Source organism: Paenibacillus sp. JJ1722, assembly GCF_048282685.1.
Taxonomy (GTDB): Bacteria; Bacillota; Bacilli; order Paenibacillales; family Paenibacillaceae; genus Paenibacillus; species Paenibacillus polymyxa_B.
In genome coordinates this window covers 4,864,526-4,890,250 of record NZ_CP182500.1, presented here as the reverse complement: position 1 = coordinate 4,890,250, position 25,725 = coordinate 4,864,526, and the positions used below count along the sequence as shown (strand labels likewise).

At 45.7% G+C, this 25,725-nt stretch carries 23 protein-coding genes; 16 read left to right on the top strand and 7 right to left on the bottom strand.

Annotated elements, in window-relative coordinates:
- Window positions 1–390: 390 nt before the first annotated feature.
- From ACM1ND_RS21735 to ACM1ND_RS21715, 5 genes are all read left to right on the top strand, one after another.
- Entirely contained in the window at window positions 391–2,157 is a 1,767-nt protein-coding gene (locus ACM1ND_RS21735; RefSeq protein WP_340857789.1) for an RICIN domain-containing protein, read from the top strand.
- Window positions 2,158–2,420: 263 nt separating this feature from the next.
- Window positions 2,421–2,765, top strand: coding sequence for a YkvA family protein (locus ACM1ND_RS21730; protein ID WP_049828405.1), 345 nt, complete (start codon window positions 2,421–2,423; stop codon window positions 2,763–2,765).
- Between the two features lie 28 nt (window positions 2,766–2,793).
- Window positions 2,794–3,120, top strand: a complete 327-nt coding sequence (locus ACM1ND_RS21725) for a hypothetical protein (RefSeq protein WP_023990166.1) — start codon at window positions 2,794–2,796, stop codon at window positions 3,118–3,120.
- A gap of 18 nt (window positions 3,121–3,138) precedes the next feature.
- A complete protein-coding gene (locus ACM1ND_RS21720; RefSeq protein WP_013311821.1) occupies window positions 3,139–3,429 on the top strand; it encodes a hypothetical protein in 291 nt (96 codons plus the stop codon).
- Between the two features lie 313 nt (window positions 3,430–3,742).
- Window positions 3,743–4,063, top strand: coding sequence for a hypothetical protein (locus ACM1ND_RS21715; protein WP_023990165.1), 321 nt, complete (start codon window positions 3,743–3,745; stop codon window positions 4,061–4,063).
- 157 nt (window positions 4,064–4,220) lie between these two features.
- On the opposite strand, the gene ACM1ND_RS21710 is transcribed toward ACM1ND_RS21715, so the two are convergent.
- The 3 genes from ACM1ND_RS21710 to ACM1ND_RS21700 form a co-directional block, all read right to left on the bottom strand.
- On the bottom strand, window positions 4,221–5,078 hold the full coding sequence (locus tag ACM1ND_RS21710) for a 1,4-dihydroxy-6-naphthoate synthase (RefSeq protein WP_053326052.1): 858 nt from the start codon (window positions 5,076–5,078) through the stop codon (window positions 4,221–4,223).
- On the bottom strand, window positions 5,079–5,741 hold the full coding sequence (locus ACM1ND_RS21705; RefSeq protein WP_339202386.1) for a futalosine hydrolase: 663 nt from the start codon (window positions 5,739–5,741) through the stop codon (window positions 5,079–5,081).
- A 200-nt stretch (window positions 5,742–5,941) separates the two neighbouring features.
- Window positions 5,942–6,187, bottom strand: coding sequence for a hypothetical protein (locus ACM1ND_RS21700; RefSeq protein ID WP_007431922.1), 246 nt, complete (start codon window positions 6,185–6,187; stop codon window positions 5,942–5,944).
- 307 nt (window positions 6,188–6,494) lie between these two features.
- On the opposite strand from ACM1ND_RS21700, the gene ppk1 reads away from it, so the two are divergent.
- Window positions 6,495–8,603: a polyphosphate kinase 1 gene (ppk1, locus tag ACM1ND_RS21695; RefSeq protein WP_028541444.1), complete on the top strand. Its 2,109-nt coding sequence runs from the start codon at window positions 6,495–6,497 to the stop codon at window positions 8,601–8,603.
- Here ppk1 and ACM1ND_RS21690 read toward each other — a convergent pair.
- Window positions 8,563–10,098 (bottom strand): Ppx/GppA phosphatase family protein, encoded by a 1,536-nt coding sequence (locus tag ACM1ND_RS21690; RefSeq protein WP_023990161.1) that lies wholly within the window; start codon window positions 10,096–10,098, stop codon window positions 8,563–8,565. The two genes, ppk1 and ACM1ND_RS21690, sit on opposite strands and share 41 nt — an antisense overlap.
- 217 nt (window positions 10,099–10,315) lie before the next feature.
- Between ACM1ND_RS21690 and ACM1ND_RS21685 the strand changes: the two genes are divergently transcribed.
- Together ACM1ND_RS21685 and ACM1ND_RS21680 are read left to right on the top strand one after the other, a co-directional pair.
- Window positions 10,316–10,972, top strand: a complete 657-nt coding sequence (locus tag ACM1ND_RS21685) for a YheC/YheD family protein (RefSeq protein WP_023990160.1) — start codon at window positions 10,316–10,318, stop codon at window positions 10,970–10,972.
- A gap of 282 nt (window positions 10,973–11,254) precedes the next feature.
- Complete coding sequence (locus ACM1ND_RS21680) at window positions 11,255–11,398, top strand: sporulation histidine kinase inhibitor Sda (protein ID WP_023990158.1); 144 nt, start codon at window positions 11,255–11,257, stop codon at window positions 11,396–11,398.
- 160 nt (window positions 11,399–11,558) lie between these two features.
- Here the strand turns inward: ACM1ND_RS21680 and ACM1ND_RS21675 are convergent, their stop codons facing one another.
- Entirely contained in the window at window positions 11,559–12,563 is a 1,005-nt protein-coding gene (locus ACM1ND_RS21675; RefSeq protein WP_068941838.1) for an NAD(P)/FAD-dependent oxidoreductase, read from the bottom strand.
- A gap of 238 nt (window positions 12,564–12,801) precedes the next feature.
- Between ACM1ND_RS21675 and ACM1ND_RS21670 the strand changes: the two genes are divergently transcribed.
- The 4 genes from ACM1ND_RS21670 to ACM1ND_RS21655 all read left to right on the top strand — a co-directional run bounded on the left by ACM1ND_RS21670 (window position 12,802) and on the right by ACM1ND_RS21655 (window position 17,218).
- Complete coding sequence (locus tag ACM1ND_RS21670; protein ID WP_053326050.1) at window positions 12,802–13,992, top strand: NAD(P)/FAD-dependent oxidoreductase; 1,191 nt, start codon at window positions 12,802–12,804, stop codon at window positions 13,990–13,992.
- A gap of 135 nt (window positions 13,993–14,127) precedes the next feature.
- A complete protein-coding gene (locus tag ACM1ND_RS21665) occupies window positions 14,128–14,634 on the top strand; it encodes a MarR family winged helix-turn-helix transcriptional regulator (protein WP_068941836.1) in 507 nt (168 codons plus the stop codon).
- Between the two features lie 113 nt (window positions 14,635–14,747).
- Window positions 14,748–16,085 (top strand): HlyD family secretion protein, encoded by a 1,338-nt coding sequence (locus ACM1ND_RS21660; protein ID WP_068941835.1) that lies wholly within the window; start codon window positions 14,748–14,750, stop codon window positions 16,083–16,085.
- Window positions 16,082–17,218 carry an ABC transporter permease gene (locus ACM1ND_RS21655; protein ID WP_341057109.1) on the top strand — a complete coding sequence of 379 codons (1,137 nt, stop codon included), beginning with the start codon at window positions 16,082–16,084 and terminating at the stop codon, window positions 17,216–17,218. Before ACM1ND_RS21660 ends, ACM1ND_RS21655 begins: the two co-directional genes overlap by 4 nt.
- A gap of 80 nt (window positions 17,219–17,298) precedes the next feature.
- On the opposite strand, the gene hemQ is transcribed toward ACM1ND_RS21655, so the two are convergent.
- Window positions 17,299–18,078, bottom strand: coding sequence for a hydrogen peroxide-dependent heme synthase (gene hemQ, locus ACM1ND_RS21650; protein ID WP_023990152.1), 780 nt, complete (start codon window positions 18,076–18,078; stop codon window positions 17,299–17,301).
- Between the two features lie 344 nt (window positions 18,079–18,422).
- Between hemQ and ACM1ND_RS21645 the strand changes: the two genes are divergently transcribed.
- The 4 genes from ACM1ND_RS21645 (at window position 18,423) to uvrC (ending at window position 23,824) form a co-directional block, all read left to right on the top strand.
- Window positions 18,423–19,940: a DnaD domain protein gene (locus ACM1ND_RS21645; protein WP_028541451.1), complete on the top strand. Its 1,518-nt coding sequence runs from the start codon at window positions 18,423–18,425 to the stop codon at window positions 19,938–19,940.
- A gap of 248 nt (window positions 19,941–20,188) precedes the next feature.
- The gene (gene dnaI / locus ACM1ND_RS21640; RefSeq protein ID WP_023990150.1) at window positions 20,189–21,136 is read left to right on the top strand and encodes a primosomal protein DnaI; all 948 of its coding nucleotides are present in this window, start codon (window positions 20,189–20,191) and stop codon (window positions 21,134–21,136) included.
- A gap of 125 nt (window positions 21,137–21,261) precedes the next feature.
- Complete coding sequence (gene trxA / locus ACM1ND_RS21635; protein ID WP_010347861.1) at window positions 21,262–21,579, top strand: thioredoxin; 318 nt, start codon at window positions 21,262–21,264, stop codon at window positions 21,577–21,579.
- Between the two features lie 160 nt (window positions 21,580–21,739).
- Window positions 21,740–23,824 carry an excinuclease ABC subunit UvrC gene (gene uvrC / locus ACM1ND_RS21630; protein ID WP_023990149.1) on the top strand — a complete coding sequence of 695 codons (2,085 nt, stop codon included), beginning with the start codon at window positions 21,740–21,742 and terminating at the stop codon, window positions 23,822–23,824.
- Here uvrC and ACM1ND_RS21625 read toward each other — a convergent pair.
- A complete protein-coding gene (locus ACM1ND_RS21625; protein WP_023990148.1) occupies window positions 23,793–25,523 on the bottom strand; it encodes a CPBP family intramembrane glutamic endopeptidase in 1,731 nt (576 codons plus the stop codon). The genes uvrC and ACM1ND_RS21625 overlap by 32 nt on opposite strands.
- Between the last annotated feature and the right edge of the window lie 202 nt (window positions 25,524–25,725).

Here is a 25,725-nt window from a genome sequence, read left to right as displayed (position 1 = left end):
ATAAAAGAAACGTGGTACTCAATATCACTAATTTGTTATGTTTATAGGATGTTTGTTTTTTATAATGATTGTATTTTACGTATTTTTGTTATGCTAACAATTGACATTTAGTATAACGTAAACTAGAATGAGTAAGAATTCATTTCCCAATCACATAATTAGTTTGGAATAATTGAAAACGTTTACCTAATATTAGGATAGAGCTCTTTTTGGTTCTTTTTTCTTTTCCGAATTATGGCCGGAAGGGAGAGATCGTAGTACGTGCCTAAGGGATGGAAATTTGAATATATAAGCTAAGGGAGAGGGGTAAGTCGAGATGCAGTTAAATAGAAATGTTGGAAACTTCGAGCAAACGGTGAATTGTAACGCTGGTTACCTGGAGGTTACAAAATGAAGAAGTTATTGTCGTGTTTGATCTCGTTGAGTATGCTTGTTTATATATTGCCGACCATGATTGTAAGCGCTAACAATGATGGAGTTACTAATCTAGCGCTTGATTCAACACCGTCTGCCCAATCGGATATTATTTCAGATGCTGTTTACAAAATTACTGCACAGCATAGCGGAAAAAGCCTGGAAGTTGAAGGGGGATCAAAGGATGACGGAGCGAATGTTCAACAATGGACCGATAACGGAAAGGAGCAACAGAAGTGGAGAGTGGTTGACGTCGGTGGTGGATATTATAAGCTGATCTCGCAATCTAGTGGCAAAGCATTGGATGTAGCCGGTGGTAATACCCATGACGGAGCGAACGTTCAACAATGGACAGACAACGGGAACGCTCAGCAAAAATGGAAAATCATTGACGTTGGTGGTGGATATTATAAGCTGATCTCGCAATCTAGTGGTAAAGCATTGGATGTTGTCGGTGGTTATACCCATGACGGTGCAAACGTTCAACAATGGGCCGACAACGGTAGCGCTCAGCAAAGGTGGAGATTCACACAGATTGATACGACAACAGATACGACACCTCCAACCGCCCCAACAAACCTCCAAAGCTCATCCAAGACGAGCACATCTGTCACTCTTACATGGACGACCTCAATAGACAATGTAGGTGTAACTGGCTACGTTATTTATAACGGAACAGATCTGGTAGGCACGAGCACCACAACAAGTTATACAGTGACGGGTCTCACTGCGAACACATCCTACAACTTCACTGTAAAAGCGAAAGATGCAGCAGGCAATATTTCGGAACCAAGTAATGTCTTAAAAGTAACAACAAGTTCCGACTCCTCTCAAAATACAGGATTTTATGTTAAAGGTACGACGCTTTATGATGGCAACGGAAATCCCTTTGTCATGAGAGGAATTAATCACGCTTACACTTGGTACAAAGGTCAAGAGTCGGTTGCGATACCTGCAATTGCCAAAACCGGAGCGAACACGATTAGAATCGTGCTGTCTGACGGTCAACAATGGACGAAAGATGATTTGTCAGCGTTGCAAAACCTGATCACTTTATCAGAACAAAACAAATTGGTTGTTATCCTTGAAGTACATGATGGTACGGGAAATGATAATGCTGCTGTGTTGAATAAAATCGCAGATTACTGGATTGAAATGAAAAGTGCACTGATTGGAAAAGAAAATACAGTCATTCTCAACATCGCGAATGAATGGTTTGGTACTTGGGATGGGAACGGCTGGGCACAGGGGTATAAATCAGTTATTCCAAAGCTAAGAAATGCTGGCATCAAAAATACCATTATGGTTGACGCCGCTGGGTGGGGGCAATATCCGAAGTCGATTTTTGACTACGGAACGCAAGTGTTTGATGCCGATCCGCTTAAAAATACGATGTTCTCCATTCATATGTACGAATACGCTGGGGGAAATGCCGAAACAGTAAAAAGCAATATTGACAATGTATTAAACAAAAATCTAGCTCTCATCATTGGAGAATTCGGAATCAAGCATACAAATGGTGATGTTGACGAGGCCACCATTATGAGTTATGCCCAACAAAAAGGTGTAGGTTATCTCGGATGGTCTTGGAAAGGAAATGGATCAGGTCTAGAATATTTGGATATGTCAAACGACTGGGCAGGATCGAGCTATACTGAACAAGGACGTGCCATTATTGAAGGTCCGAATGGCATCAGAGCAACATCCAAGTTAAGCACGATTTATAGCAACGGTAAACAGTAAAAGATTCATATTGTTTTAGTAACGGCCTTTTCTCGAAATTCTAATGGGAAAGGTCGTTTAGTTTGTTCTGGAATCGTAAGCAAAAGCATGTACAAATACATAGGAGCAAGGAATAGGAAAAATATACTAGAATATCAAAGGAGGTCATAGTAAAATATGACTATAAGTCTGTTGAGTTAGTGAAAATGACGGTTCAAAATTATCCGCTTGGTAAGCGGGAAGGTGGCACTTTCAAACTCACCAGTCAGCAAGAGGAGGAACCTATGAAGGATTTTGACGTAACCAAAGCCAAGTATGATCCAAAACAGGAAGAACAGGTGAAAAAGGGATTTTTCAACAAGGTAAAGTCCACGGCTGGAAAAGTTCCCTTTGTGAAGGATGCGGTGGCTATGTACTATTGTGCGATAGATCCTGAAACGCCTCTGTATGCCAAAGGGGTAGCATTCGGAGCCTTGGCGTATTTTATTTCTCCATTAGATGCTATATCAGATGTTATTCCAATGTTGGGTTTTACAGATGATGCGGGGGTTGTGCTGGCAGCTTTGAAAGTGTTGGACATGCATATCAAGCCTGTCCATCGGGAGAAGGCGAGCGAATTTTTTTCTTAAGAGATGCAATGAGCGGGGGAGCTAAGGAATGGACAGATATACACCTACAGCGAGGGAACGCTGGCAGATGAAACAGAGTGAGCCACAGCCGCAGGGCTGGGTGCTCGCTCTATTTGGCTGGATTTTTGCAGGTTTGGGGTTCGTATTTAGTTTTTTTGTCGTTGGAGGCTTGTTGGGGATCATAGGTCTTGTTTTCGGAATTTTGACTAAAAAGATGGAACAAAGAGACACGCAGGGTATCTTCATTATCGTAATCAGCTCCGTAGCTATTGGCATCGGCCTATTGATTTTTATGATTTTTTTTGCACAAGGTTTTGTAGAAGGTCTGAGAGAAGGGTATAATGAGCATTATTAGGTCAGGGAGGTAACAGCATTGAGCGTCATTATTTCACAGCAGATCTCGGCAACGGGCGTGAAGGAATATACGAAGGTGATGAAAACATTTGATTCCCAGTTTACACCTTTGGTTGGACAGAAAATTAGGGATACGGCATTTGGCGATATGCAATATTACGATGTCGAGGACGTATTTATTGATCTAGCGGAGAATGAATATTGGGTAATTCTACCTGCCGTTTTGCTGCATTCTGATGATATTGAGGATATACGAGACGCTGTGCGTGAGTATCGTTCACACGGTTGGGAATGTACGAAACCTCTGTAAATGCATACCACTTAGGCATCTATACGGAAACGTCTTTCTTTTGCGAGATAGGCGTTTTTTTGTGTATTTGTGTATAAACTATTTCTAATGATTGGCATGAAAAGAAAGAATTTATGCTGAAAATGCGCAAATTGTATCATTTTTTATCATAAAACGACAAGTTGGGAAATGAAAACGGCCTTAATGTGTTATACTTAGTATATCAAAGGACAAGAGTCTAAAACGACCGGTAAGGCCCTTTCTTTGAAGAGCCTCTGAAAGGTTCAACGTTTATCCAAAATAAATGGTCAAAAGGAAAAGGGGAAATGCTAACGTGAGAGTGAATTTGAAATTTACTAACAAAGGGCAAGTTGCAGTTGAGAAGTTCAACAATGAGGAGCTTATCGAAATCTTTACCCGCTACATTAAAACGTTAAGCAAGAAGTATGATATCTCGGTTACCGTACCGGAGGATCTGAATGAGCAGATCTTGGAAGAGGGTACCGTGAAGGTCGTGTTGGATAAGATTAATTGTGACATGGACGCTTTTTTCAAGGAGCTGAGCCGGGATATCAAGGTGCCGCTGGTCAAAAGATTGGGTACCAAACTGGATAACGTATTTAAGACCGAGGTTGTGGAGCAGGAACAGAACTAAGAATAAGGATCAAGCGAGTCCGAATGAGGATTCGCCATATGAAATGATAAAACCTCCCGAATGGGGCGCCTGGCTAGGCCATGTGCTCGTTCGGGAGGTTTTATATGTTTAAACTACTCTATTCAGCATGAAAACATGCATGGCATGTCTGTCCCTTTTAACGTGTTGTTGTGGAAGTAGGGCGCAGTTGGGCTAAATCAAACGAAGGTACCAGCCCTTCCTGCGCAGCGAGACCAAGCAAAGCTTCGATGGCGGCATATCCGCTGTCGCCCAGATTGGCGGTAAAATCGTTTACGTAAAGGTCGATATGCGATTGGGCGACATCGGGTGAAAGTTCCTGCGCATGAGACAATACATATTCACGCGAAGCTTCAGGATGCTTCCAAGCATATTCGACAGAGGCGCGTATCCAGTTTGTGATCGCATCCAGATCTAGCGTACGGCGGGCAATGATAGCTCCGAGCGGGATCGGCAGCCCTGTATCTTCTTCCCACCAGTTCCCCAGATCGACTTGCTTACTAAGTCCGTAGGACGGATACGTGAACCGTGCTTCATGAATAACCAGTCCGGCATCTATCTCCCCGTCACGGACAGCAGGCATGATTTGGTCGAACGGCATCACGACGATCTCGCCGACACCCCCAGGCACATGCTTGGCTGCCCACAGGCGGAACAGCAGATAGGCAGTGGAACGTTCACTCGGAACGGCTACACGCTTGCCAGACAGGGCTTCCGGGCCTTCGATCGTGGAACCTTCCCTGGTCAGCACGAGCGGCCCACAACCCCGGCCCAGTGCGCCCCCGCAAGGCAACAGGGCATATTCATCTAGCACCCAAGGGAGTGCAGCATACGAAATTTTCATGATATCGAGTCCGTCTGGTGTGATCGCCAGATTGTTGGTGATGTCGATATCGGCAAATGTAATGTCCAGCGCGGGTGCGCCCGGAATCAATCCATGCGCCAGGGCATGGAAGACAAAAGTGTCGTTAGGACAAGGTGAAAAAGCAATTTGCATCTATATAACCTCCGTTAATGTAGAAAATGCGGCTTCCAACGCTTGCAAAGCCTCTTTGATCTGCCAGGCTGCACGGTCACGTGGACCGACAGCATTGGAAATCGTGCGGATTTCCATCGTCGGCAGTTCCAGCCTATTTGCCGCCACGGCTACGCCGTAGCCTTCCATCGCTTCGGCAGCAGCTCCGGGAACGCGCTTGGCCAGCTGTTCCGCTGTTGCCGCCGTACCGGTGGCCGTAGAGACGGTCAGGATCGGCCCCGCGACAGCTGTCTGTCCAGCGGCACGCAACGCCTGAACGAATCGCTGCGCGGTGGCAACATTCACGGCAATTCGGCTTGAGCCGAAACCCAGCTCGTCCACGCTGCTGAAGCCCTCTGCCGTCTCGGCACCCAGGTCGGCAGCAATGATCGCGTCAGCAACAACGACGCTTTCCAGTGCAGCGACCTCCACGAAGCCGCCACCAATTCCGGCGCTGATAACCAGCCGGTAGTCACCAGCCGCCGCCAGTGCTAGCGCGGTTGAAGCCGCTGCGGACGGTGCGCCCACGCCAGCCAGCTCGACCACAAAACGGGTATCGCCTTTCAGGCCCCGCAGTACAGCTTCCCGTTCGCCTTCAACCGCGGTCATAACCAGGATGCGTCCATCTGATGTTGTATGCTCCATCGGTTGATTCCCCTTTAAATTTAGGTAATATGCTCCCTTATCATACTGCTTTTCGAAACGATGTTCAAAAAAAGTCGACAAAAAAAGCGCTCTGAGGCGCTTTTTGGAAAAACTGCAGGATTCAGCAGATATGAAAATCGGTAATTGTAACATAAAACAATTCTAATCTGGAAGAACAGCGCAGGCATAGCATATAATAATTATATCGGCTGATCCTTCGTGATTAACTGAAACATGGTAATATTCCGGTCATAATGGCTTGGGGTTCCATCTTGATTGCGCACCCGAATCATCTCGCTACTGAATAACTCGATATATCCACAGCCAATCTCACAGTATACACCTGTAGGGTCCTCTTGCCAGACCGAAACGAGGTGTTGAGATAGCGCCGCGGTGAAAAATTCGATGTTTTTTTGCAGTACGCGTGGCGTTTTCTTGGGTTCCATAACGTAAATCCTCCCTATATCATGCCATTTAAAAATCAGCAATTGAACGTGGCTTCTAAGTGGTTACTACACATCATAATGAACATAAACAACTGAAAAAGGAACGGTTCGTCAATCTACTCTATGAAACAGACGTAAACACTGTACCGCTTAATGCTATTTTTGTAAAGCATCCGATTGACCTTTTCAAACATCCAGTTTGTGTTTACACACATTTTACATTGCGTTTACACAGCTGTGATGCTAGTGCGTTTCATCTAATAGTACAATAAAGGGTAACTATACTGCATGAATTGATGGAGGCCATATGTTGATAGAGAGTCAGAATAAGGATAAAGCCGGGTCAGAACGTTACTTTAACCGAGATTTAAGCTGGATTGAATTTAATCGCCGTGTGCTTCAGGAAGCTCAGGATGCAGATACACCGTTGCTGGAGAGAGCCAAATTTTTGGCGATTGTATCTAGCAATTTGGATGAGTTTATGGCTGTTCGTGTTGCAGAAACGCGCGAGAAGATCAAGGCGGGTTTTATGCAAAAGGATTTTACGGGATATACCCCCTCCGGTTTGTACAAACGCCTGATCAAGCGTACCGTCTCAATGGTATCGGAACAATACCGGACCTATCGTGATATTTCTCGCCTCTTGACGAAAAAGGGTCTTTTACTGTTCGAATATGAAGACTTAAATACGACACAGCGCAAGTCGCTGGATGCATATTTTCATGAAATTATATTTCCGGTGCTCACGCCGATGGCGGTCGATCAGAGCCGTCCTTTTCCACTCGTTCACAATAAATACGTATATTTAGCGGTCGTCTTGAGACGTCCCGGAGATACGGAGGAGGATAAACCACTTTTTGCCATTGTGCAGGTGCCTTCGAATATTCCACGTGTTGTTACGGTGCCTTTGCGGTCGAACAGCAAGAAGAAATCATTTATTTTAATTGAGGAACTAATCAAGCATCACATTCAAACGCTGTTCACCGGATATGTTCCGGAGGCGGTTCATGCCTTTCGTGTTACGCGTAACTCCGATTTGTCCATTAATGAAGAAGAGATCGAAGATTTGCTCGAAGAGATTGAAAAAGAGCTGCGTCGAAGACGACGGGGGGCGCCGGTAAGACTGGAAGTAGAAAAAGGGATTCATCCCTATGCCCTGATGGAGCTTCAACGCGAATTCAAGCTGTTCGATCATGTGTTTGAGATGGACGGGCCGTTGGATCTGACGTTTTTGTCGTCTTTTGCCGATCATTTGGAGGGGTATTCGCATTTGAAATTTCCGGCAATCAAACCACTGTATCCGGAAGAACTGCCCCCGCAAGAGGATATTTTCAACGTGCTTCGCAAACGGGACGTGCTCGTGTACCATCCGTATGAATCATTCGATGCGGTAACTGATTTTATCATTGAGGCATCAGAGGACCCGGATGTGATGGCAATCAAAATGACCCTGTACCGTGTCAACGGGGAATCGAAGCTGATTCCGGCATTGGCACGTGCGGCCGAATCGGGCAAGCAGGTAACGGTGGTGGTGGAGCTGAAAGCCCGTTTTGACGAGGAACGTAATATTGCCTGGGCGCGTACGCTTGAAAAAGCAGGCTGTCACGTAGTGTATGGGCTGGTTGGCTTGAAGACGCACGCCAAAATCATTCTTGTCATACGCCATGAGCGCAACGCACTCAAACGATATGTGCACGTAGGCACAGGCAATTATAATGAAAGCACGGCGCGCGTGTATACAGATATCGGATTGTTTACGTCGGATCCGGTACTTGGCGAGGATGCCTCCGAACTGTTTAATGAAATTACGGGATTCTCTGCGCTCAAGACTTTGCAAGCTTTTACGGTGGCTCCAACGGGAATGAAGAACAAGCTGTTTGAACTCATCCGTAGGGAAGCTGAGCAAGCATTGGCAGGTAAGCCCGCCCGGATTATTGCCAAGATCAACTCCTTATCCAATCAGGAGATGATCGATGAACTATATGCGGCTTCCCAAGCAGGTGTGAAGATTGATCTTATCATTAGAGGGGTCTGCTGTTTGCGTCCGGGTGTGGAAGGATTCAGCGAGAACATACGTGTCATCAGTATTGTAGACCGCTTCCTGGAACATTCCAGATTGTTTTATTTTGAAAATGGAGGCAATTCCGAGTTGTTTCTGTCCAGTGCGGATTGGATGACGCGAAATTTGACCCGCCGAATTGAACTGATGTGCCCGATTTATGATGACGGAATCAAAGAAATGCTGGCAGATATTCTGCATTTATCGTTAAGAGATAATGTGAAGGCACGCCAGCTTATGCCTAACGGCAGCTATCAATTTGTGTCCAGAAACGACAAAGAGGCTCCCATCAGGAGCCAATCTGAAGCGATGAAGGTTAGAAATTGGAAGAAGGTAGAATGGACCACGACAATGTAAGATTCCATGATTTTTGGAAATCTTTGGCAACTGATTCTAGCTCCCGTTGTTCTAATATGGGTTCACTCTTGCTTTCCAGACGAAGATGCAGTGCATCATCCCCTGTAGTGGGATTGATGCTGCTAATCATTCCGGACTCACTCCGATCCATGCCAATTGCGAGCTGGAGCAGCGAGCCGAGCCGATGTACACGTTCCTCGTCGGAAGGCTCCAAAATATCCGCATGTGTGCGTAGCAAACGGGGTGTCCGGTTCTTGGGATGGTAATCCGCGATCAACGCGGCTAGTACCGTTTCCCTATGGGATAAACCGCCAATGCCTGCATGTAAGATCCAGAACACGGAATTCTGGCGGAAATGATAGTAATTCAAGGCAGCTCCCGTTTTGTAAAGAGTTGCTGCGGTCAGTAACAAGCGTTTGTCCATAGCAGCTGAGGTTCCGCCAGCTAATGTGTCATAGAGCCGGACGGCGTACTCGTTAACCCGCTTGACATGCGCTTCGCTAACCGGGACAGCAAACGAAAGGATATTGCGAATGGATGTGATAAGCGGATTAGCTACCACGGGCTGTTCAGCGTTGACCAGCTCATGAAATAGGCCGTCTCGCAGACCCGCTCCACTGACTAAATACGCGGAGCCTTGAGCAGCTTCAAATATCGTTTTCAATATAATAAGACCCGGTACAATGATGTCGGCTCTGTCCTTGGACAGGCCGGCTGTTTTTTTGCGTTTTTCATAGGGCAGATGGGGCAGACTGCCATAGAAGTAATCGACATCTTCTATCGTCATTTCGTAATGGTGCGTCACAGGAAGTGAGTAATCCAGTCGTTTCTGATTGATTTTAGCCAAAGTACGCAGGGTTCCACCTAGCCCGATGAATGGCAGACCCGGATTGGAGAAGATCCAATCATGATTTTGCAGGGAAGAACGGACAAAGCTCTCCATTTCCTCAATCTGCTGAGGAGACCATTCGCCATTCTTGACCTCACGTCCAAAGCGCCAATTCATATTGACGGCGCCAAAGGGAAATGACACAGTATGCAGTCGTTCTCGATCGCGGAACAACGTAATTTCGGTACTGCCACCCCCGATGTCAATAATGATTCCATCACTCACATTCATAGTGTTCACTACTCCCAGAAAACCGGCATAGCCTTCTTGCTCTCCGCTCAGTATTTCCAGTGTTAAATTTGTCTCCTCCGCGATCCATTGGACGATTTCGTCCGAATTCGTGGCATTGCGGATGGCTGCTGTTGCTGCTGCACGCATACGGACAACCCCGTGCATATGGCATACCGCCATAAATTGGCGCAGCAATGGAGCGATGCTTCGAATCGCCTCCCGTTCCATACGGCCGTTGGCCCCAACCTTTTCGCTCAGTCGGGCAGCTTCTTTGCATTCCTGCACAATTCGATAGGCTCCTGTCTCTGTCATTTCATAGATCACTAGACGTATGGAGTTTGAGCCAATATCCATGATGCCAATTTTGCTATTCATGAGTTGACCTCCTTGTTGAAAAAACGATTTGCCGGTAATTTCCGCCGCTCCGTGCAAATGGTAGTAGATTATTGTCATTGTACCAGTGATGTTCGGTGCATGCTACCGTTCGCCATGATCTTGTCGAAATAGACACATGCCGCCGACAATCATCCAAGAATAGAACCTTCCTGTTGAGTATGTATAAGTATACCTGACGGCGAAAGGAGAGGGTTAGATGAGACAACTTGCAAGCAAATGGCTAAAGACGAAGGCGCTGCTGCACCATCCACATACCGCCGTTTATATACCGGAAACCTGTCTATATAGTGAAGATCAATTGCGCATGATGCTGCGGCGGCATGCTTTTGTATTTATAAAACCTGTAAAAGGAGGCGGAGGAATCGGAGTCATGCGTGTGGCAAAGGAGCGTAGAGGATACGCCTGTACGCGTATGGAGCATACACATCGGTTCAGTCATTTTAGAGCACTTGTATTCGGAATCAATAAGCTCCGAATCCAACGTCCATATCTCATTCAACAAGGCATCCAACTGGCAAGTATTCAAGGTAGACCTGTCGACTATCGAGTCAAAGTCGTGAAGGAAGGGCAGAGATGGGATTTTCGTGCGGTGGTTGCACGTCATGCTCGTCCCGGACTGGTCATTACAAATCTGTGCAAAGGGGGAACTTTGCTGAAGGGAACAGAGGCGCTTCGGATGATATATCCCCGGCGGCTTGCTATTCAAAAGCGGCGAGAAATCATTCAACTTACACAGCGCTGTATTCCTGTACTGGAAAGAAGATTTCCTGGGATCGGACAACTGGGATTTGATTACGGGCTTGATCAGAGTGGACGGGTATGGATTTTAGAGGTTAATACAAGACCTCAATAAATTTCTGATTTCTTTAAAAAAATTCCAATATAATCTATTAACAAGACGCTAAATATAATATATTTATATAAATAATAAAAATATTTTTTTTGTGTTCGAGCGTCAAAATTCTGTGTATAAATATTGTCCACATTATCCCCTGTCACATATATGGGTTAACGACACTTACCAACAATTTATACACAGGATTTCCACAATTGACTGTGGATAACAGAACGCTTGTTCCGATTTTGGTATTTTGATAGAATAGATTTTGAAATAAAAGGAAAGGTTGTGTCGAGGATGGCTATGCTGACGGATGAAATGCTTTTGGATTCCTATCAGATGGCAATCGAGCTTAAACTTGAATGTGACTTCATTGCACTGTTGCTGGCTGAGATTCACAAAAGAAAGTTAGAGATGAATACAGCCGTAGTCCTTCATTAGACCGGACAAGCTCTCGTACTGCGACTGTGAAGTCATTCAGGGTTCGGATGACTTTACGGACAATCACTGCAACGAATAGGCACACCGTAAAAAAGGGTATTTCACTCCAAAGATTCAAATTTGGAGTAAAATACCCTTTTTTGTCATAGTCTAAACTAGACTACAATTTCATGTTACTGCTGTGACCAGGAGATAACTTGGCATCTGGATCTACATAGACCTTGGCGTTGTTGACTGCCGTAGGAGCTTCACCAAAGCCGACCGCAATCAGCTTGAGCTTGCCTGGATAGGTCGTAATGTCCCCAGCGGCGAAAATGCCGGGAATATTAGTTTCCTGGCGAGAATCGACCACGATAGAGTTACTTTCGATTTCAATTCCCCATTCAGCAATCGGGCCAAGTGTGGATACAAATCCAAAGTTAACGATCACATCGTCCACTTCGATTTCCTGTGTTTCTTTGGTTTTTACATGAGCAAGAGTGACTTTCGTAATTGTGTCTTCTCCATGCAATTCTGTAATTTCCGTTGGTGTAATAACGTTTACTTTGGAAGCGAGGAGGTTTTCGACACTGTGTTCATGCGCACGGAATTTGTCACGGCGGTGAATCAATGTAACCTGTTCTGCAATCGGTTCCAGCATAAGTGCCCAGTCTACAGCAGAGTCACCACCACCGCTAATTAGCACTTTTCGGCCTGCAAATTTGCTCAGGTCGCTGACAAAGTAATGCAGGTTCGTTTTTTCAAAACGTTCGGCACCTGGAAGCTCCAGTCTGCGCGGCTCGAAAGCACCCACACCAGCGGTAATAATAACCGCTTTACCATGATACTCGCCACCTTTGTCTGTTTTTACGATGAAGTGGCGTTCTTCCTTTTTCTCTAATGATACGACTTTCTCTTCTAGCTGCACCTCTGGATTAAAGTGGTTCATTTGTTGAACCAAATTGTTAACCAGTTCCTGTGCAGTCACTTTAGGAAAGCCAGCGACGTCATAGATATATTTTTCAGGATAAAGGGCTGCAAGCTGGCCGCCCAGTTGGGGCATACTTTCAATTAAGGTGACGGATGCCTGACGCATTCCTCCGTAAAAAGCGGCGAAAATACCGGCTGGACCGCCTCCGATAATAATCAGATCGCGGATCTCCGCACCTGTAGATTGATCTGTCACTCTAAAAACACCTCCGAAAGGGATAGTATGGGATTTGTAGATATTGAATCAGCCGCATAGAGGTTCAGATAGCCGCCGAACGCATGATTCACTGTTTATCATTATAAACTGCTGGGTTCCGCTTGCAAAGTTAAAGCGATTAATATTTGATGAAGACTTTTCTGTGAGTATAAATTAACCGTTTTGAGAGAACAGCTTTGAATAATTAATGATTATGTATATCGGAAGGGGTAGAAGCATGAGCAGTATTCCCAAAATTGTCATTGTGGGCGCCGGATATGGCGGTATATTGACGGCTCAGCAATTGCAAAAGGAGCTCAAGCACAATGAGGCGGATGTCACACTGATCAATCGACATGATTACCACTATATTACGACACATCTTCATATGCCTGCGGCAGGTACGGATACGATTGAGCATTCAAGGATTCCGATTGCCCAGCTAATCGATGAGTTCAAGGTGGATTTAGTCAAAGGAACGGTTAAGGAAATCATACCGAAGGAGAAAAAAATCGTGCTGGAGGATGGATCACTCTCCTATGACTATTTGGTCATTGGATTAGGCGGCGAGCCAGAAACATTCGGTATTCCGGGAATGGATAAGTTCGCGCTGACGATTCGCAGTATTAACTCGGTTCGCCTGATTCGTGAGCATATTGAATACCAGCTGGCCCTGTATAAAAATGACGGTAAACCAGGTCGCCTCAATTTCGTCGTAGGAGGCGCTGGTTTTAGCGGCATTGAGTTTGTAGCAGAATTGGCGGATCGATTGCCACAGCTGGCCAGAGCCTATGACATCGATTTTAACCGGATTCAAATCATTAACGTCGAGGCAGCTCCTACGGCGCTGCCAGGGTTCGATCCTGAGCTGGTGGAGTATGCGATGAACGTCCTTAAGCATAAAGGGGTCACCTTCCGCATTGGAATTCCGATTAAGGAATGCTTGCAGGATGGTGTAATCGTTGGTGAGGGGGAGAAAATCGAAGCCTGCACGGTGGTCTGGACGGGAGGGATCCGTGGGAACGGATTAATCGAGAAAGCCGGATTCGAAGTGATGCGCGGAAGGGTGAAAATCGACGATTTTCTGCGTGCACCGGGCCACGATGATATTTTTATTATCGGGGACAGCTCCCTGATGTTTAATCCCGAAGGACGTCCTTATCCACCGACTGCCCAAATTGCGATGCAGCAAGGGGTTCTTTGTGCCAAGAATCTGGCCGCTACTCTTCGCAAAAAGGAGCTGCACAAGTTCGTATTTTCCAACAAAGGGACGGTTGCTTCTCTTGGAAAAGGGGAAGCCGTCGCCGTGGTGGGCAAACGCAAAATAAAAGGTTGGGTGGCCGCACAATTGAAAAAAATTGTGGATCTCCGCTATCTGTTCATCATTGGCGGAATTCCACTGGTACTGAAAAAGGGACGGTTTTTCTAAAGGTAGAAAGGTTTCCTTGACTCCTAAAAAGGAGCATGGAGACCTTTTTTATTTAGGCGAACAAAAAAAGGTATTGACTCATAACTATTTGACGACGTATAGTATGGTTACTAATTACAGAGGGGGAGCTTCAGATTGAATTCTGATTTTAATATCAATGCTGATCCCAAGAGAATAAATTTATTGGCAGAAAAGTTTCCAAATGCGGACTCCCAATCGTTGAATACGTTGGTACTTTTCGTGCAGGCAGCGCATGAAGTGTACAATGGAGTGTCTTCCAGACTGTCGGAATATGGGCTGTCTGTAGGCAACCTGAAAATTTTAATGCCATTGTTTCTTCATGAACGTGCATTGACTCCATCCGAGCTGGCTGAATATTCAGGAGTTACTCGTTCAACAGTAACCAGTGTAATTGATAAGCTGGAACGAGACGGCATCATCCGGAGAAGTACGCTGACGGATCGACGTATGACTGCAATCTCCTTGACTAATGAAGGTAAACAGTTAATGACGGAAAGAATTCCGTTGTTTATGCAGCTTTTTGCTGATTTGATGAATGAATTTACGCAGGAGGATCATGATCTTTTTGCAACACTCTTACAGAAGCTTTCCTCAGGTGTTGAACGGATAAAACAGGAATAATCAAATTTCCCGGCTTAAATAGTTAGACGTCGTACTATCAGGCTCCTTATTTGTTTTTGACTATTATTTTTAACTATCATTGGCTAAATCATCATGAAGGAGAGTTTATTGTAATGAACAAAAAGATCATCGTGTACGTTTTACTTGTTGTCGCGTTAGGTACCGGGGGTACGCTAATGGCAATGAGCGGCAAGGATGCTGTGAGTATGGCAGCCCAACAAAAAAATACACTGCTTACGGCAGATACCGTGAATGTTGCTTTTCAGGGCGTAGGGGGAAGAGTAAACACGATTGAGGTGAGGGAAGAACAACAGGTGAAAAAAGGGGATGTGCTCATGACCCTCGATCCTGTAGACCTTGATTTGCAAATTGAGAAATTAAAAACGGATATCGCACAGGCTGATGTGAAAATAAAACAGGCTAAAGACGGGTTGCAAAATCAGTCGGAGAAAATTTCGAATTCAGAAAAACAGGGGCAATTGGACATTCAAGCCGCGCAAGCGGGAGAGTCCTTATTAAACCAAGGCACACGTGCGGAGGATATTGTAAGACAAAAGCTGGCTATTGAAGCAGCACAGCAATCGTTGGACGCAGCTCTGACAGGAGTAGAGACAGCCAAAAGAAATGCGGAAATCGCACAAAAAACAGTATCATCCAGACAACAGGCTCTGGACTTGGCTAAAGTGAATTACAACCGTATCAAAGCGTTATATGATGCAGGAGCTGGAACCAAAGCAGAACTGGATAACGCCAAAAACCAACTGGATAATGCCCAAATCGCGTTAGATACAGCTAAGGATCAGGTTGAAATTGCCAATAACCAGATTACAGCGGCTAGCAAACAATCGGACATTGCTAAAAATGGGATCGCTCAGCAGCAAACCGCTTTGGATAAAATGGAGGCTGGCGCAACTGCTGAGGAACGCCAGCAGGCTCGTATCAAAACAGAAAAAGCCAAGGAAGCATTGACTCAAACCTCGCAAACACGAAAAGATGTTAAGAATAGCGAATACAATGTGGATCTTCTGGCTCAACAAAAGCAGGCATTGAGTGTTCAACTCAAAACTTTGGAATTGCAGCGCGGACGTATGGTGCTGAAGGCATCTACAGATGGTAAAGTGGCACGTATTGTACCTAAAATGGGAGAGATCGTTTCTACGGGGGCAACGGGCGCCGTTATTGAAACCAATCAGCTATACTACGATATTTACGTGGGCGAGGATTCCATATCACAGTTTAAAGCTGGGGGAAATGTGACTTCGCACGTTGTAGCTTTAGATAAAGATGTCCAAGGCAAGGTGAGGTACATTACTTCTGCCCCTCAGTATACTAACATGAGAATGAGTCGGGACAAAGGTCTGTCGGATATCAGCTCCTTCCAAGTACGGGTGGATGTCCAGCGAACATCTGAATTATTGCCTGGAATGACGGTAGAGGTTGTGACGAAATGAAGGCGTTTATAGAAGAATGGAAGCTGATGATCAGCGGCAAAATGGTTTTTATTATGCTGCTCGTTCCTATCGTTGTAGCTGTTGCCTTTGGATTTGTTTTTAAAAATAATCAGCTTAACGATGCCTCTGTAGCTGTAGTCGATTTAGATCATAGCAGTTATAGCCGACAGCTTATTAATAAATTAGATGCATCGCAGTATATTGATGTACGCCATGTGCAAGAGAACGAAACCGATCCGAATTTACTTTTATATAATGAAAAGTTTTTTGCGGTGATTTACCTTCCAGCTGGGTTGGAGGAAAATAGGATTAAAGGAGTTCAGAGCAACATCGGTTTTTATGTAGATAATACGGTAGGTCAGGCTACTGGAAATCTACGCTCGGCAGTCACAGAGATCATGGCGACGGAAAATGCGATGCTGGCTGGTGGTGGATTAAAGGGTATGGGAATGAGTGACAGTCAGGTTACAGGGCTTACTTCCAATATGCTGCTTCAGCAGCGCCTGTTATATAATCCTACCAATGCTACTTTGATGACCTCGGTTATGGGGTTCATTAATACGGTCATGATTTCACTAATTGGTGCTACTGTACTGACAATTGTCCCGCGATTGCGGGAGCAAGGAAGATTAAAAGAGGAGCTTCAGCATTCGTATAGCTTGATTCTTAGGGTGTTGCCGTATGCGTTAGTAGGATGTGTGTCCTTTTACCTGTCCATTGGTTTGCTCAAGCAAATTGGCGGACTACGCTTTGAAGCGAATGTATGGCAGCTCAGTATTCCATTTCTCCTGTACACGATTACGTTGGGTTTGTTTGCGATGGCTTTAGGGTGGAATGCGGCCAATCCTGGAAAAGCTTCCCCACGCCTCATGCTAATTATACTGCCTTCGTTTTTACTGAGCGGCGCTCAATTGCCAGTGGCTATGCTGCCTCCATCGCTGCAATATATAAGTAACATTCTCCCATTGACCTGGCATTTCAAGTTTTTAAGAGGTATGGGCTTTAAAGGTGGAAGCTTAAAATATTTTATTCCCGAATTGGGGGGATTTTTGATCTTACTAAGTGGTTTGCTGCTTATTATCTTTATCCTGATCGCTTTGGAGAAAAGAAAGCTGGCGCATCAAGATATATAAAAAAGGATTCCGTCGTCCCGAAAGTGGGAGTTCGCGGAATCCTTGATTGTATGTTGCGACATAGTTCCGACGCTTATGGTTTACAGCTTCAACATGTCTTCAAATGTCTCTTCATTTAACACACTGCCGACATAGAAGGAGCCGAATTCACCGTAACGGGCACTGACTTCATCAAAACGCATTTCGTAGATTAGCTTCTTGAACTGAAGTGCGTCATCGGAGAACAGTGTTACGCCCCATTCCCAATCGTCAAAGCCGACGGAACCGGAAATGATTTGCTTTACTTTGCCAGCATAGCTGCGTCCAATTAAACCGTGGCTGCGCATCAAGGTGCGACGCTCGTCCATCGAAAGCATGTACCAGTTGTCGTCCAGGTCACGTTTTTTGTTCATTGGATAGAAGCAAATATAACGGGCCTTGTTTAATACGGGCTTCAAGCGTGCGACAATTTGTGGATTTTGCATGGGATCTTCATCCTTGCTCAAATAATTACTCAGTTCCACCACACTCACATAAGAATAGGTTTTGGTTGTATATTTGGCGAAGGTTGTTTTGTTAAAATCATTTTCCAGTTTATTGAGGTCTTCCAGCGTTTCGCGCAGGTGCATCATGACAAAATCAGCCTTTTGTCCGACAACAGTATAGACAGCTGAACTGCCCAGACCCGCTTCCTCGGTAACGTTCCATTCCTTCATAAACTCTTGAAGCTCGTCCAGTGCTCCGGCGCGCTCTTCATCGTCTGCGGTCTTCCATGCTGTCCAGTTGATGGACCGGAAATCGTGAAGCGCATACCAGCCTTCCAGTGTGGAGGCTACTTCGTTGGGTGTTGCTGGGGTTTGTTGAGGTTGATGTTGACTCACGATCTACACTCCTTTACGTCTGTAAATGATAATCGGCTCAGCCGAAATATGTGTACTTCCTTATATCATTCCTGTATCCAATACGTGATGCTTAACCATTATATTGTAGCTCAAAGTAAAGCTTTTCACCAATGAAAGAAGTGTGAAGAATTTTATTTTTACCATGATGCAGGTCACAAAGTCTTAAAATAGTTAGTATTCTCGAAAAAAGTAGAACTCAGACGAATACGGCTGCCAAAAAGGAGAACAATTGCCCTTATTTTGTTGGTCCCACGAGAAGGCAAGTATGATAGAATAGAAAAACATCTTGGAGACCGTTATGTCAGGAAAGGAAGAATGTTGGAATGCGGATGAAAAACCTGCTGCACTATACTGAGAACCACCGCTACTGCGTTTATCGGGAATTTGGCTTGAGCGCACTGGATGAATTGATGCTGGGAAGCGTCTATCAGCCGATGGTAGGCGCATTTGCGGTCAGTCTGTATCGACTGTTGTTCCAGCATGTGCCAGTAGGACAAGTCGGTTATTCGCCGTTGGAACAGCAGCGTCGCCTTTTTCTGACACTGGGACTGGAGCCGAGTGAGAAGGGACGCAAGTATTTGATTGAACAGACCTCCAAGCTGGAGGCCGTCGGTCTATTACAGACGTCCAGGCTGTATGCACCCGAAACGGACGACTATATGTATGAATATGAGATGCAGCCGCCGCTCGCACCTGCTGAATTTTTCAGAACGCAGCATCTCACCCTTTTGTTGAGAGACAAAATCGGTAAGTTTGCAGTGCTTTCTCTGAGAGAATCGTTGTGGAGTAGGGAATCTAGCGAATGGTCGCAATCTTCCTATAATAAAGAAAATATTTCGATTCCTTTCTACGAGTTATTTGAATTGAATACCCATGTTATAGATTACGAACTGGAACAGGCGCTGTCCGAGGTGTCCACTAGCCGTCAGACTGGACCACTAGCGTCAGAATCGGAGGAAGCATTGAATTATGCAGATATTATTCTCCGTTTTCCGCGTGAATCTGCCAATCGCAAGCACGTGGAGCGTCTCCGGTTTGAACACGAGCAGTTAGGCATGGTCAATTACGTTGTTCGCAAATTTGACCTTTCTGTACAGGATATTAGTCGCTTGCTGGATGAGGATGGTATTTTTACCGAAGCAGGCGACTTGTTGCTTGACGAGCTTCAGCTTCGGGCTAGTCAGCACTCCAGACAGGATCGGAAGCGTCAGGAGGAACAGCAGGTACAGGCCGCCAAAGTGGTCGCCTTGCGCCAAAGAGAAGCTTCCACACCTGAAGAGCCGCCTGCAGAACAGGCTGTGGAAATGGAATTTTATGTGGAGGTTCCACCACAATTCACAGCCAAGTGTGACATTCACCAATATAATATGATGTTGCGCAACGAGCCTTATCGCCGTTTGCTGCAAACCTTTTTCCCCGGCACGGTTCCCGGTAACCTGCTGGATATATTTGAGAAAATTGATATCAGCTATAAGCTGCCCGGTGAAGTCATCAATGTGCTGATCCATTATTTGATGTCACTGCTCGTATCGGGGAGCGATCAGCGAATTAACCGAAACTTTGTCGAGGCCGTTGCTTCCAACATGCTGCTTAAGCAGGTAAACACTTACGAAAAAGCCGTTCAATATATAAGGGATCAAGCCAAGGTAAAAGGAAAACAGTCCTCTGCTTCTCCTTCCGGCGGCCGATCCCGCGCATATGCCAAAAATAACGGGCCAGCCAAGCCATCCATTCCAATCGTTCAGGATCACCCTTCCGAGGAGTCTGTATCTGAGGAAGAATTGGATGAACTGCTGCGTCTGGCCGAACGAATGCAATCCGGAAAACAGAAAAAAGTCTAGTGGATTTTAGGTTTTATAAAACTATTAAGCGGAGCCAATTCAAATAGATGTCGACTTTATGGCGGTCAGTAGCGGAGCGGATGGAATCGTTCTGGAGAAGCGATAGCGTTCGCCTTTGCCACCGGATTTTCACCTTTAAATTTCTATTACGATAGAAAAAATCTGGTGGCAACAGCGATCGTAAGAATGATCCATCCGCGAAGCGTCTCCCCCCATAACTCTGCACATTTTAGAAAGGAGGAGCGTTCTTGGAATCACTGGGCGATTTGCTACAGCAGATGCAGAACCCTTCGTTTCGCCAGCGCACTCGCAATGTAGCCGATCAAGTTCTAAATGATCCGCTCGTGCAGGAGTTTTGTGCTGCGCATCCTGATGTGGACGAAACACAATTGCGACTCAACATGAGCATGCTCTTTCAGTATGCCCGGGATCGTCGAAATTGCGACAATTGTCCGGGGCTGGAACAGTGTCCTAACGATTTTCAGGGCCACTTTTGTAAGCTGGGCGTGGAATATCCGAATGGAACAGCCGAAATCGTGGACATTCGGACCCCATGTGCGAAGTTGGTTGCTTCCCAACATGAACAACGGGTGCGTCAGAGAATTAAAAGCTTTTATGTGGATGAACGGGCACTTCTGGAGGGATATAACGCTCTTGAGATTGCGCGCAAAGATTCACAACGTATGCCTGCCGTCACACAGCTATTCCGTTACATTGAAGAAACGAAAAGTCAGGGTCTATCCAAAAAAGGACTGTATCTGGAAGGTACGTTTGGTACGGGTAAAACTTTTTTGATGGGCTATCTATTGCACGAGCTGGCTCTGTCGGGTCTGAACGGTGTGATCGTGTATATGCCTGATTTTGTGGAGGACTTAAAGTCCATGATTCAGGATGGACAGAAGCTGAAGGAAACGACCGAAATGCTCAAAAATTGTGATCTGCTCGTATTTGACGATATTGGTGCCGAAAATTTAAGCCCGTGGGTACGGGACCATGTGATGGGTTCCATTTTGAATTACCGAATGAACCGCAAACCTACTTTTTATACTTCCAATTATTCGTTGCAGGGGCTGGAGAAGCATCTCAGCTTTACGAGCAAGGACGGAGAGGAAATGTACAAAGGACAACGCTTGATGGACCGGATTCGTCCTTTTGTAGATGTCATTACCGTAAAGGGAAAAAATCAGCGGGGGTAAGCGTTTATCCGTCTGCTATTTTGATATCTTACAATTAAAAGACTATTGTGATATAATTAAAAGGTGTCGAAACAGACATTACAGGTTATAATAATCTTGACTTTTCTATAAAGGAGGAACATACAATGGCAATTGTTAACGTGTCCGATCAATCCTTCAACGCAGAAGTCGAAGGCACAGGAACCGTTTTGGTTGATTTTTGGGCGCCATGGTGCGGTCCTTGCAAAATGATCGCTCCCATTCTGGAGGATCTGTCCACAGAAGTTGGCGACAGCGTCAAAATCGCGAAGGTGAACGTGGATGAAAATCCAGAGTCTGCTTCCCGTTTCGGCGTGATGAGTATTCCTACCCTGATCGTTTTCAAAGACGGACAGCCTGTTGATAAAGTGGTAGGTCTGAACTCCAAAGAAGCGCTGAAAAGCATGCTTACTAAACACCAATAATCATCGCATGTGACCCATGCTCCCGCGGGGGCTTGGTGGAGCGGCCATGAAAGGTCAATGCCTCCGGTTGTAAATACCGGGGGCGTTTTTGTGTATTATTCCTATATATTATAAGTAGTTAGTTGAGCAGTCATTAAGAATGGAAGGAGGAACCGGGCGAATGAAACCTTATGCGGAGGACTTGCAGAATCAGGAGAAGGCGCTGGAAAACATACGGCACAAATTAGCGTTACTGCCGGATGCATCAGGCTGTTACCTGATGAAGAACAGCGAAGGCACCATCATTTATGTCGGCAAGGCCAAAGTGTTGAAAAACCGGGTCCGTTCCTATTTTACAGGTAGCCATAACGGCAAGACGCAGCGATTGGTTTCCGATATCCGTGATTTTGAATATATCGTTACAGGTAGTAATATGGAGGCGCTCATTCTGGAGTGCAACCTCATTAAAAAGCACCAGCCGCGCTATAACGTGCTGTTGAAGGATGATAAAACCTTTCCGTATTTGAAAATTACGAACGAGGCACACCCCAAGCTGGAGGTGACCCGTCGCGTTCTGAAAGATAAAGCAAAATATTTTGGACCGTACCCCAATGCCTACGCGGCACATCAGACGAAAAAGCTGCTGGATCGCATGTATCCCTTACGCAAGTGTGGTGTGATGCCCAAGGAAGTGTGTCTGTATTATCACATGCATCAATGTTTGGGGCCTTGTGTGAAAGAGGTCGAGAAGGAAACGTATGAGCAGATTGGTCAGGAGATTGGTTCCTTTTTGAGCGGGGGACATGAGGAAATTAAAAAGGATCTTCAGCGTAAAATGCAGGAGGCCGCAGAGGAATTGTACTTTGAGCGGGCCAAGGAGTTGCGAGATCAGATTATCAGCATCGACGCGATGATGGAAAAGCAGAAAATCACCACATCGGATGCGAAGGATCGAGATGTATTCGGTTTTTCAGTAGATAAGGGCTGGATGTGTGTACAAATCCTATATGTCCGCAAAGGTAAAATGATCGAGCGCCATATGTCGACTTTTCCTTTCTACGGTGAGGCTTACAGTGATTTTATGTCCTATGTGACGCAATATTATAGTGACAACCCAGCAGTGCCGCAGGAAATATTGCTGCCGGATTCTCCTAAGCTGATGCAGGCAGAACAGGTCAATGTCGATCAACCGGTTGCGGCAGAAACTGCACTCCACAGTGCACCTCTAGCCGATGTTACTGGACAGACAGATGAGAAAGCGATACAAACGGAGACAGAGCATTCTGCTGACTCATTGCTGGTGGCTGAAGAACGAGCAGCTTATGCAGTAGCAACGAATCAAGGTCAAGTTGGTGACCAAGATGCAGAGATAAAGGAAACAGAAACCCAACTATCCGGTGGACTGGAGGACCCAGCTACGGCGGCTCTCGCTCTGGCTGAATGGTTGGATGTTAAGGTACTTGTACCGCAGCGTGGACTGAAAAAGCAAATGACAGGCATGGCGACGGAAAATGCACGTGTTGCTTTGGATGAGAAGTTTAAGCTGATCGAGCGGGATGAGGAACGGACATCCAAAGCTGCAAGCAATCTCGGACGTGCCATTGGGCTGGATAGCTTGCACCGGGTGGAGGCGTTTGATAACTCCAACATCCAGGGTTCCGATCCAGTCTCCGCCATGATCGTGTTTATTGATGGCAAGCCTGCCAAGAAGGAGTATCGAAAATATAAGATCCGTTCTGTGCAGGGACCCGATGATTATGAAACGATGCGTGAGGTTATTCGGCGTAGATATGAACGTGTGCTTAAGGAAAATCTGGAACGTCCCGACTTGATCGTTGTGGATGGTGGACGTGGACAAATTAAGGCGGCGACCGATGTACTGCAAAATGAGCTGGGTTTGTTCATTCCTGTGTGTGGTCTGGTGAAGGATGCCAAACATAGAACTTCCCAACTATTAGTGGGAGAGTCCTCTGAGGCCGTGACACTTGCACGCAATAGCGAAGAATTTTATCTGCTGCAACGGATTCAGGACGAGGTTCACCGTTTTGCCATCACGTTCCACCGCGAGCAACGCGGCAAATCTATGGTAACTTCCCGGCTGGACTCTATTCCAGGCATCGGCGAGAAACGGCGTAAGTTACTGCTCAAGCATTTTGGATCACTCAAAAAAATAAGAGAGGCCAGCGTTGAAGAATTCCGGCCTCTCTCTATTGGGGATAAGCTTGCGCGTCAGATTATAGCTGCCCTTCGGGAGGAGGAGTCGTAGAATACGGCTCCTCTTTTTTAATAGGTTCAAACATAATTCGATTTGGCTTTTTAGGACTAAACCAATAAATGATGTAACCCACAATGGCTGGAAGTAAGATCCAGAATAGACCAGCGCTCACATTCACAGTGTCTCCCAGACTCATTACACTAAGCCCCATTAGAATGCTGTCAAAAATAACGTGGCTGAACATGGCGGCAATAAAACCGTAACGCAGGAACACAAAACTGAACAGCAAGCCAAGAAAAGTCAGCTCAATAGGTCTGGAAATCACCGGATAGATCGGATAAAGTGTATGTCCCAGTGCCCAAATCAGCGTGGTGATCAGACAAGCAACAAAAGTGTTTTTCACTATTTTTTTGACCATCGGAATACCAAACAGACGGTAGACAGTCTCTTCTCCAATACCTGCCATCCAGGCCATAATCGGCAGTAACCATGGATAAGCCATATTGTAAGGGGATTGCGTGGCATCTGTTGTGGAGAATGTATTAAATGTGCGCTCCAGTATAAAGAATAAGATGGATTGTACCCCGAGTAAAATAAAGGCCCACAAGTAGCCAACATACATACTGCGAAGCACATACAGCCCGTAGCCCGGCTCTTTCGCACGCGGCCATGCATTCAGTCCAACCTGACGCATAAGTCCGTCACCGCCGACCAAGGAGAAGTAGAGCGCTACTGCCATGAAGAAGGTAACACCAATCTGGAACACCATAAGAAATATAAGCATGCCCTTACCGCCTGCTTCTGCTTGCAATAAAGGCAGCATGTTCATTGTCCCAGCTATACTTGCAATAAAGTATATAACGGACAGAACAATGCCGCGTACAAATGAAGTATGTCGTCGGGTGAGTGACGCATACACAATGGCAAGAACACCCAGCACAAAGCTAAATAGGGCATAACCCGCATAGGTCATCCAATTCGCCCAAAATGTTTGCTTTTCGATATAATCGGTATAGGACGACGGGGCCGAAAAGCTTTGAGAGAAGGAGCGAACATCACCGTCTTCGAAAGTAAAAGCCAGTGTAAGTACCGAGGCGCCGATTTTTTTATCGTCTACGGTATACTTTAATCCACCTTCTTTTTCAGTGGTGGCGAGCTTCAAGTCCGACGGCTTAAAGCCAAAGCGCTTGACCCATACTGCGGCCGCCTGCTCCTTGGCTTCAAGCGTCATGCCGTCCTCAGCTACACGTATAAGCCTGTTACGTGCTTCTTCATCCGTAGAAATATCAGCCTGTGTGTAATTGGTACTGGAGGTGATCCGTTTAAAGCTAACGACCTTCCCAGTGGATAAATCCACATGAATTTGCAGTTTGCTTTTCGCTGAGGATTCAGGCAGATCAACCCGAAAGGTTTCGTAAGGGTAATTTTTCTTCCATGTACGGTCGTACTGTTGAAGCAGTTTTTCTCTAGATAAATAACCGTACAAATCTGTTTCGGCCTGATAGGTCACGACAGGCTCCTCTGGCTGTGATTCAGTATAGCCCAACTCGGAGCGGGCAAAGTCCAATGCGTGTATGACCGCTTCTTGTTTGCTGATGACCTTTGCGTTCATTACTGATTCTGGACTCGGATTGCTAAGCGAGGGAATAAGCAATTGAAAGATAAAAAAGCAAATCAGGCCAATCCCGCCCAGCAAGCCTAATTTTTTGAAGTTGGCCGTGAGCACGACCGGTTTCCCGATAGGATTCATGAGTTTCCTCCTTAATCTGTAAATAAGAACATCCATTAAAGATATCATACTGCACAGGTTCCCGCCAACAGACCAGCGATATTCATGAAAATAGAGTGAAAGCACTTTAAAGTTCTAATAAAATAAGATAAGCTGCGATTAAACGATGCCCATTCGCAAAATAAAGCCAATTTCACGTTTTTTCGGCGAAATCGATTTTGTG

Coding starts and splice junctions, on each gene's coding strand:
- ACM1ND_RS21735 (WP_340857789.1), top strand. CDS start 391: ATGAAGAAGTTATTGTCGTGTTTGATCTCGTTGAGTATGCTTGTTTAT.
- ACM1ND_RS21730 (WP_049828405.1), top strand. CDS start 2,421: ATGAAGGATTTTGACGTAACCAAAGCCAAGTATGATCCAAAACAGGAA.
- ACM1ND_RS21725 (WP_023990166.1), top strand. CDS start 2,794: ATGGACAGATATACACCTACAGCGAGGGAACGCTGGCAGATGAAACAG.
- ACM1ND_RS21710 (WP_053326052.1), bottom strand. CDS start 5,078: ATGCAAATTGCTTTTTCACCTTGTCCTAACGACACTTTTGTCTTCCAT.
- ACM1ND_RS21705 (WP_339202386.1), bottom strand. CDS start 5,741: ATGGAGCATACAACATCAGATGGACGCATCCTGGTTATGACCGCGGTT.
- ACM1ND_RS21700 (WP_007431922.1), bottom strand. CDS start 6,187: ATGGAACCCAAGAAAACGCCACGCGTACTGCAAAAAAACATCGAATTT.
- ppk1 (WP_028541444.1), top strand. CDS start 6,495: ATGTTGATAGAGAGTCAGAATAAGGATAAAGCCGGGTCAGAACGTTAC.
- ACM1ND_RS21690 (WP_023990161.1), bottom strand. CDS start 10,098: ATGAATAGCAAAATTGGCATCATGGATATTGGCTCAAACTCCATACGT.
- ACM1ND_RS21685 (WP_023990160.1), top strand. CDS start 10,316: ATGAGACAACTTGCAAGCAAATGGCTAAAGACGAAGGCGCTGCTGCAC.
- ACM1ND_RS21680 (WP_023990158.1), top strand. CDS start 11,255: ATGGCTATGCTGACGGATGAAATGCTTTTGGATTCCTATCAGATGGCA.
- ACM1ND_RS21670 (WP_053326050.1), top strand. CDS start 12,802: ATGAGCAGTATTCCCAAAATTGTCATTGTGGGCGCCGGATATGGCGGT.
- ACM1ND_RS21660 (WP_068941835.1), top strand. CDS start 14,748: ATGAACAAAAAGATCATCGTGTACGTTTTACTTGTTGTCGCGTTAGGT.
- ACM1ND_RS21655 (WP_341057109.1), top strand. CDS start 16,082: ATGAAGGCGTTTATAGAAGAATGGAAGCTGATGATCAGCGGCAAAATG.
- ACM1ND_RS21645 (WP_028541451.1), top strand. CDS start 18,423: ATGCGGATGAAAAACCTGCTGCACTATACTGAGAACCACCGCTACTGC.
- trxA (WP_010347861.1), top strand. CDS start 21,262: ATGGCAATTGTTAACGTGTCCGATCAATCCTTCAACGCAGAAGTCGAA.
- uvrC (WP_023990149.1), top strand. CDS start 21,740: ATGAAACCTTATGCGGAGGACTTGCAGAATCAGGAGAAGGCGCTGGAA.
- ACM1ND_RS21625 (WP_023990148.1), bottom strand. CDS start 25,523: ATGAATCCTATCGGGAAACCGGTCGTGCTCACGGCCAACTTCAAAAAA.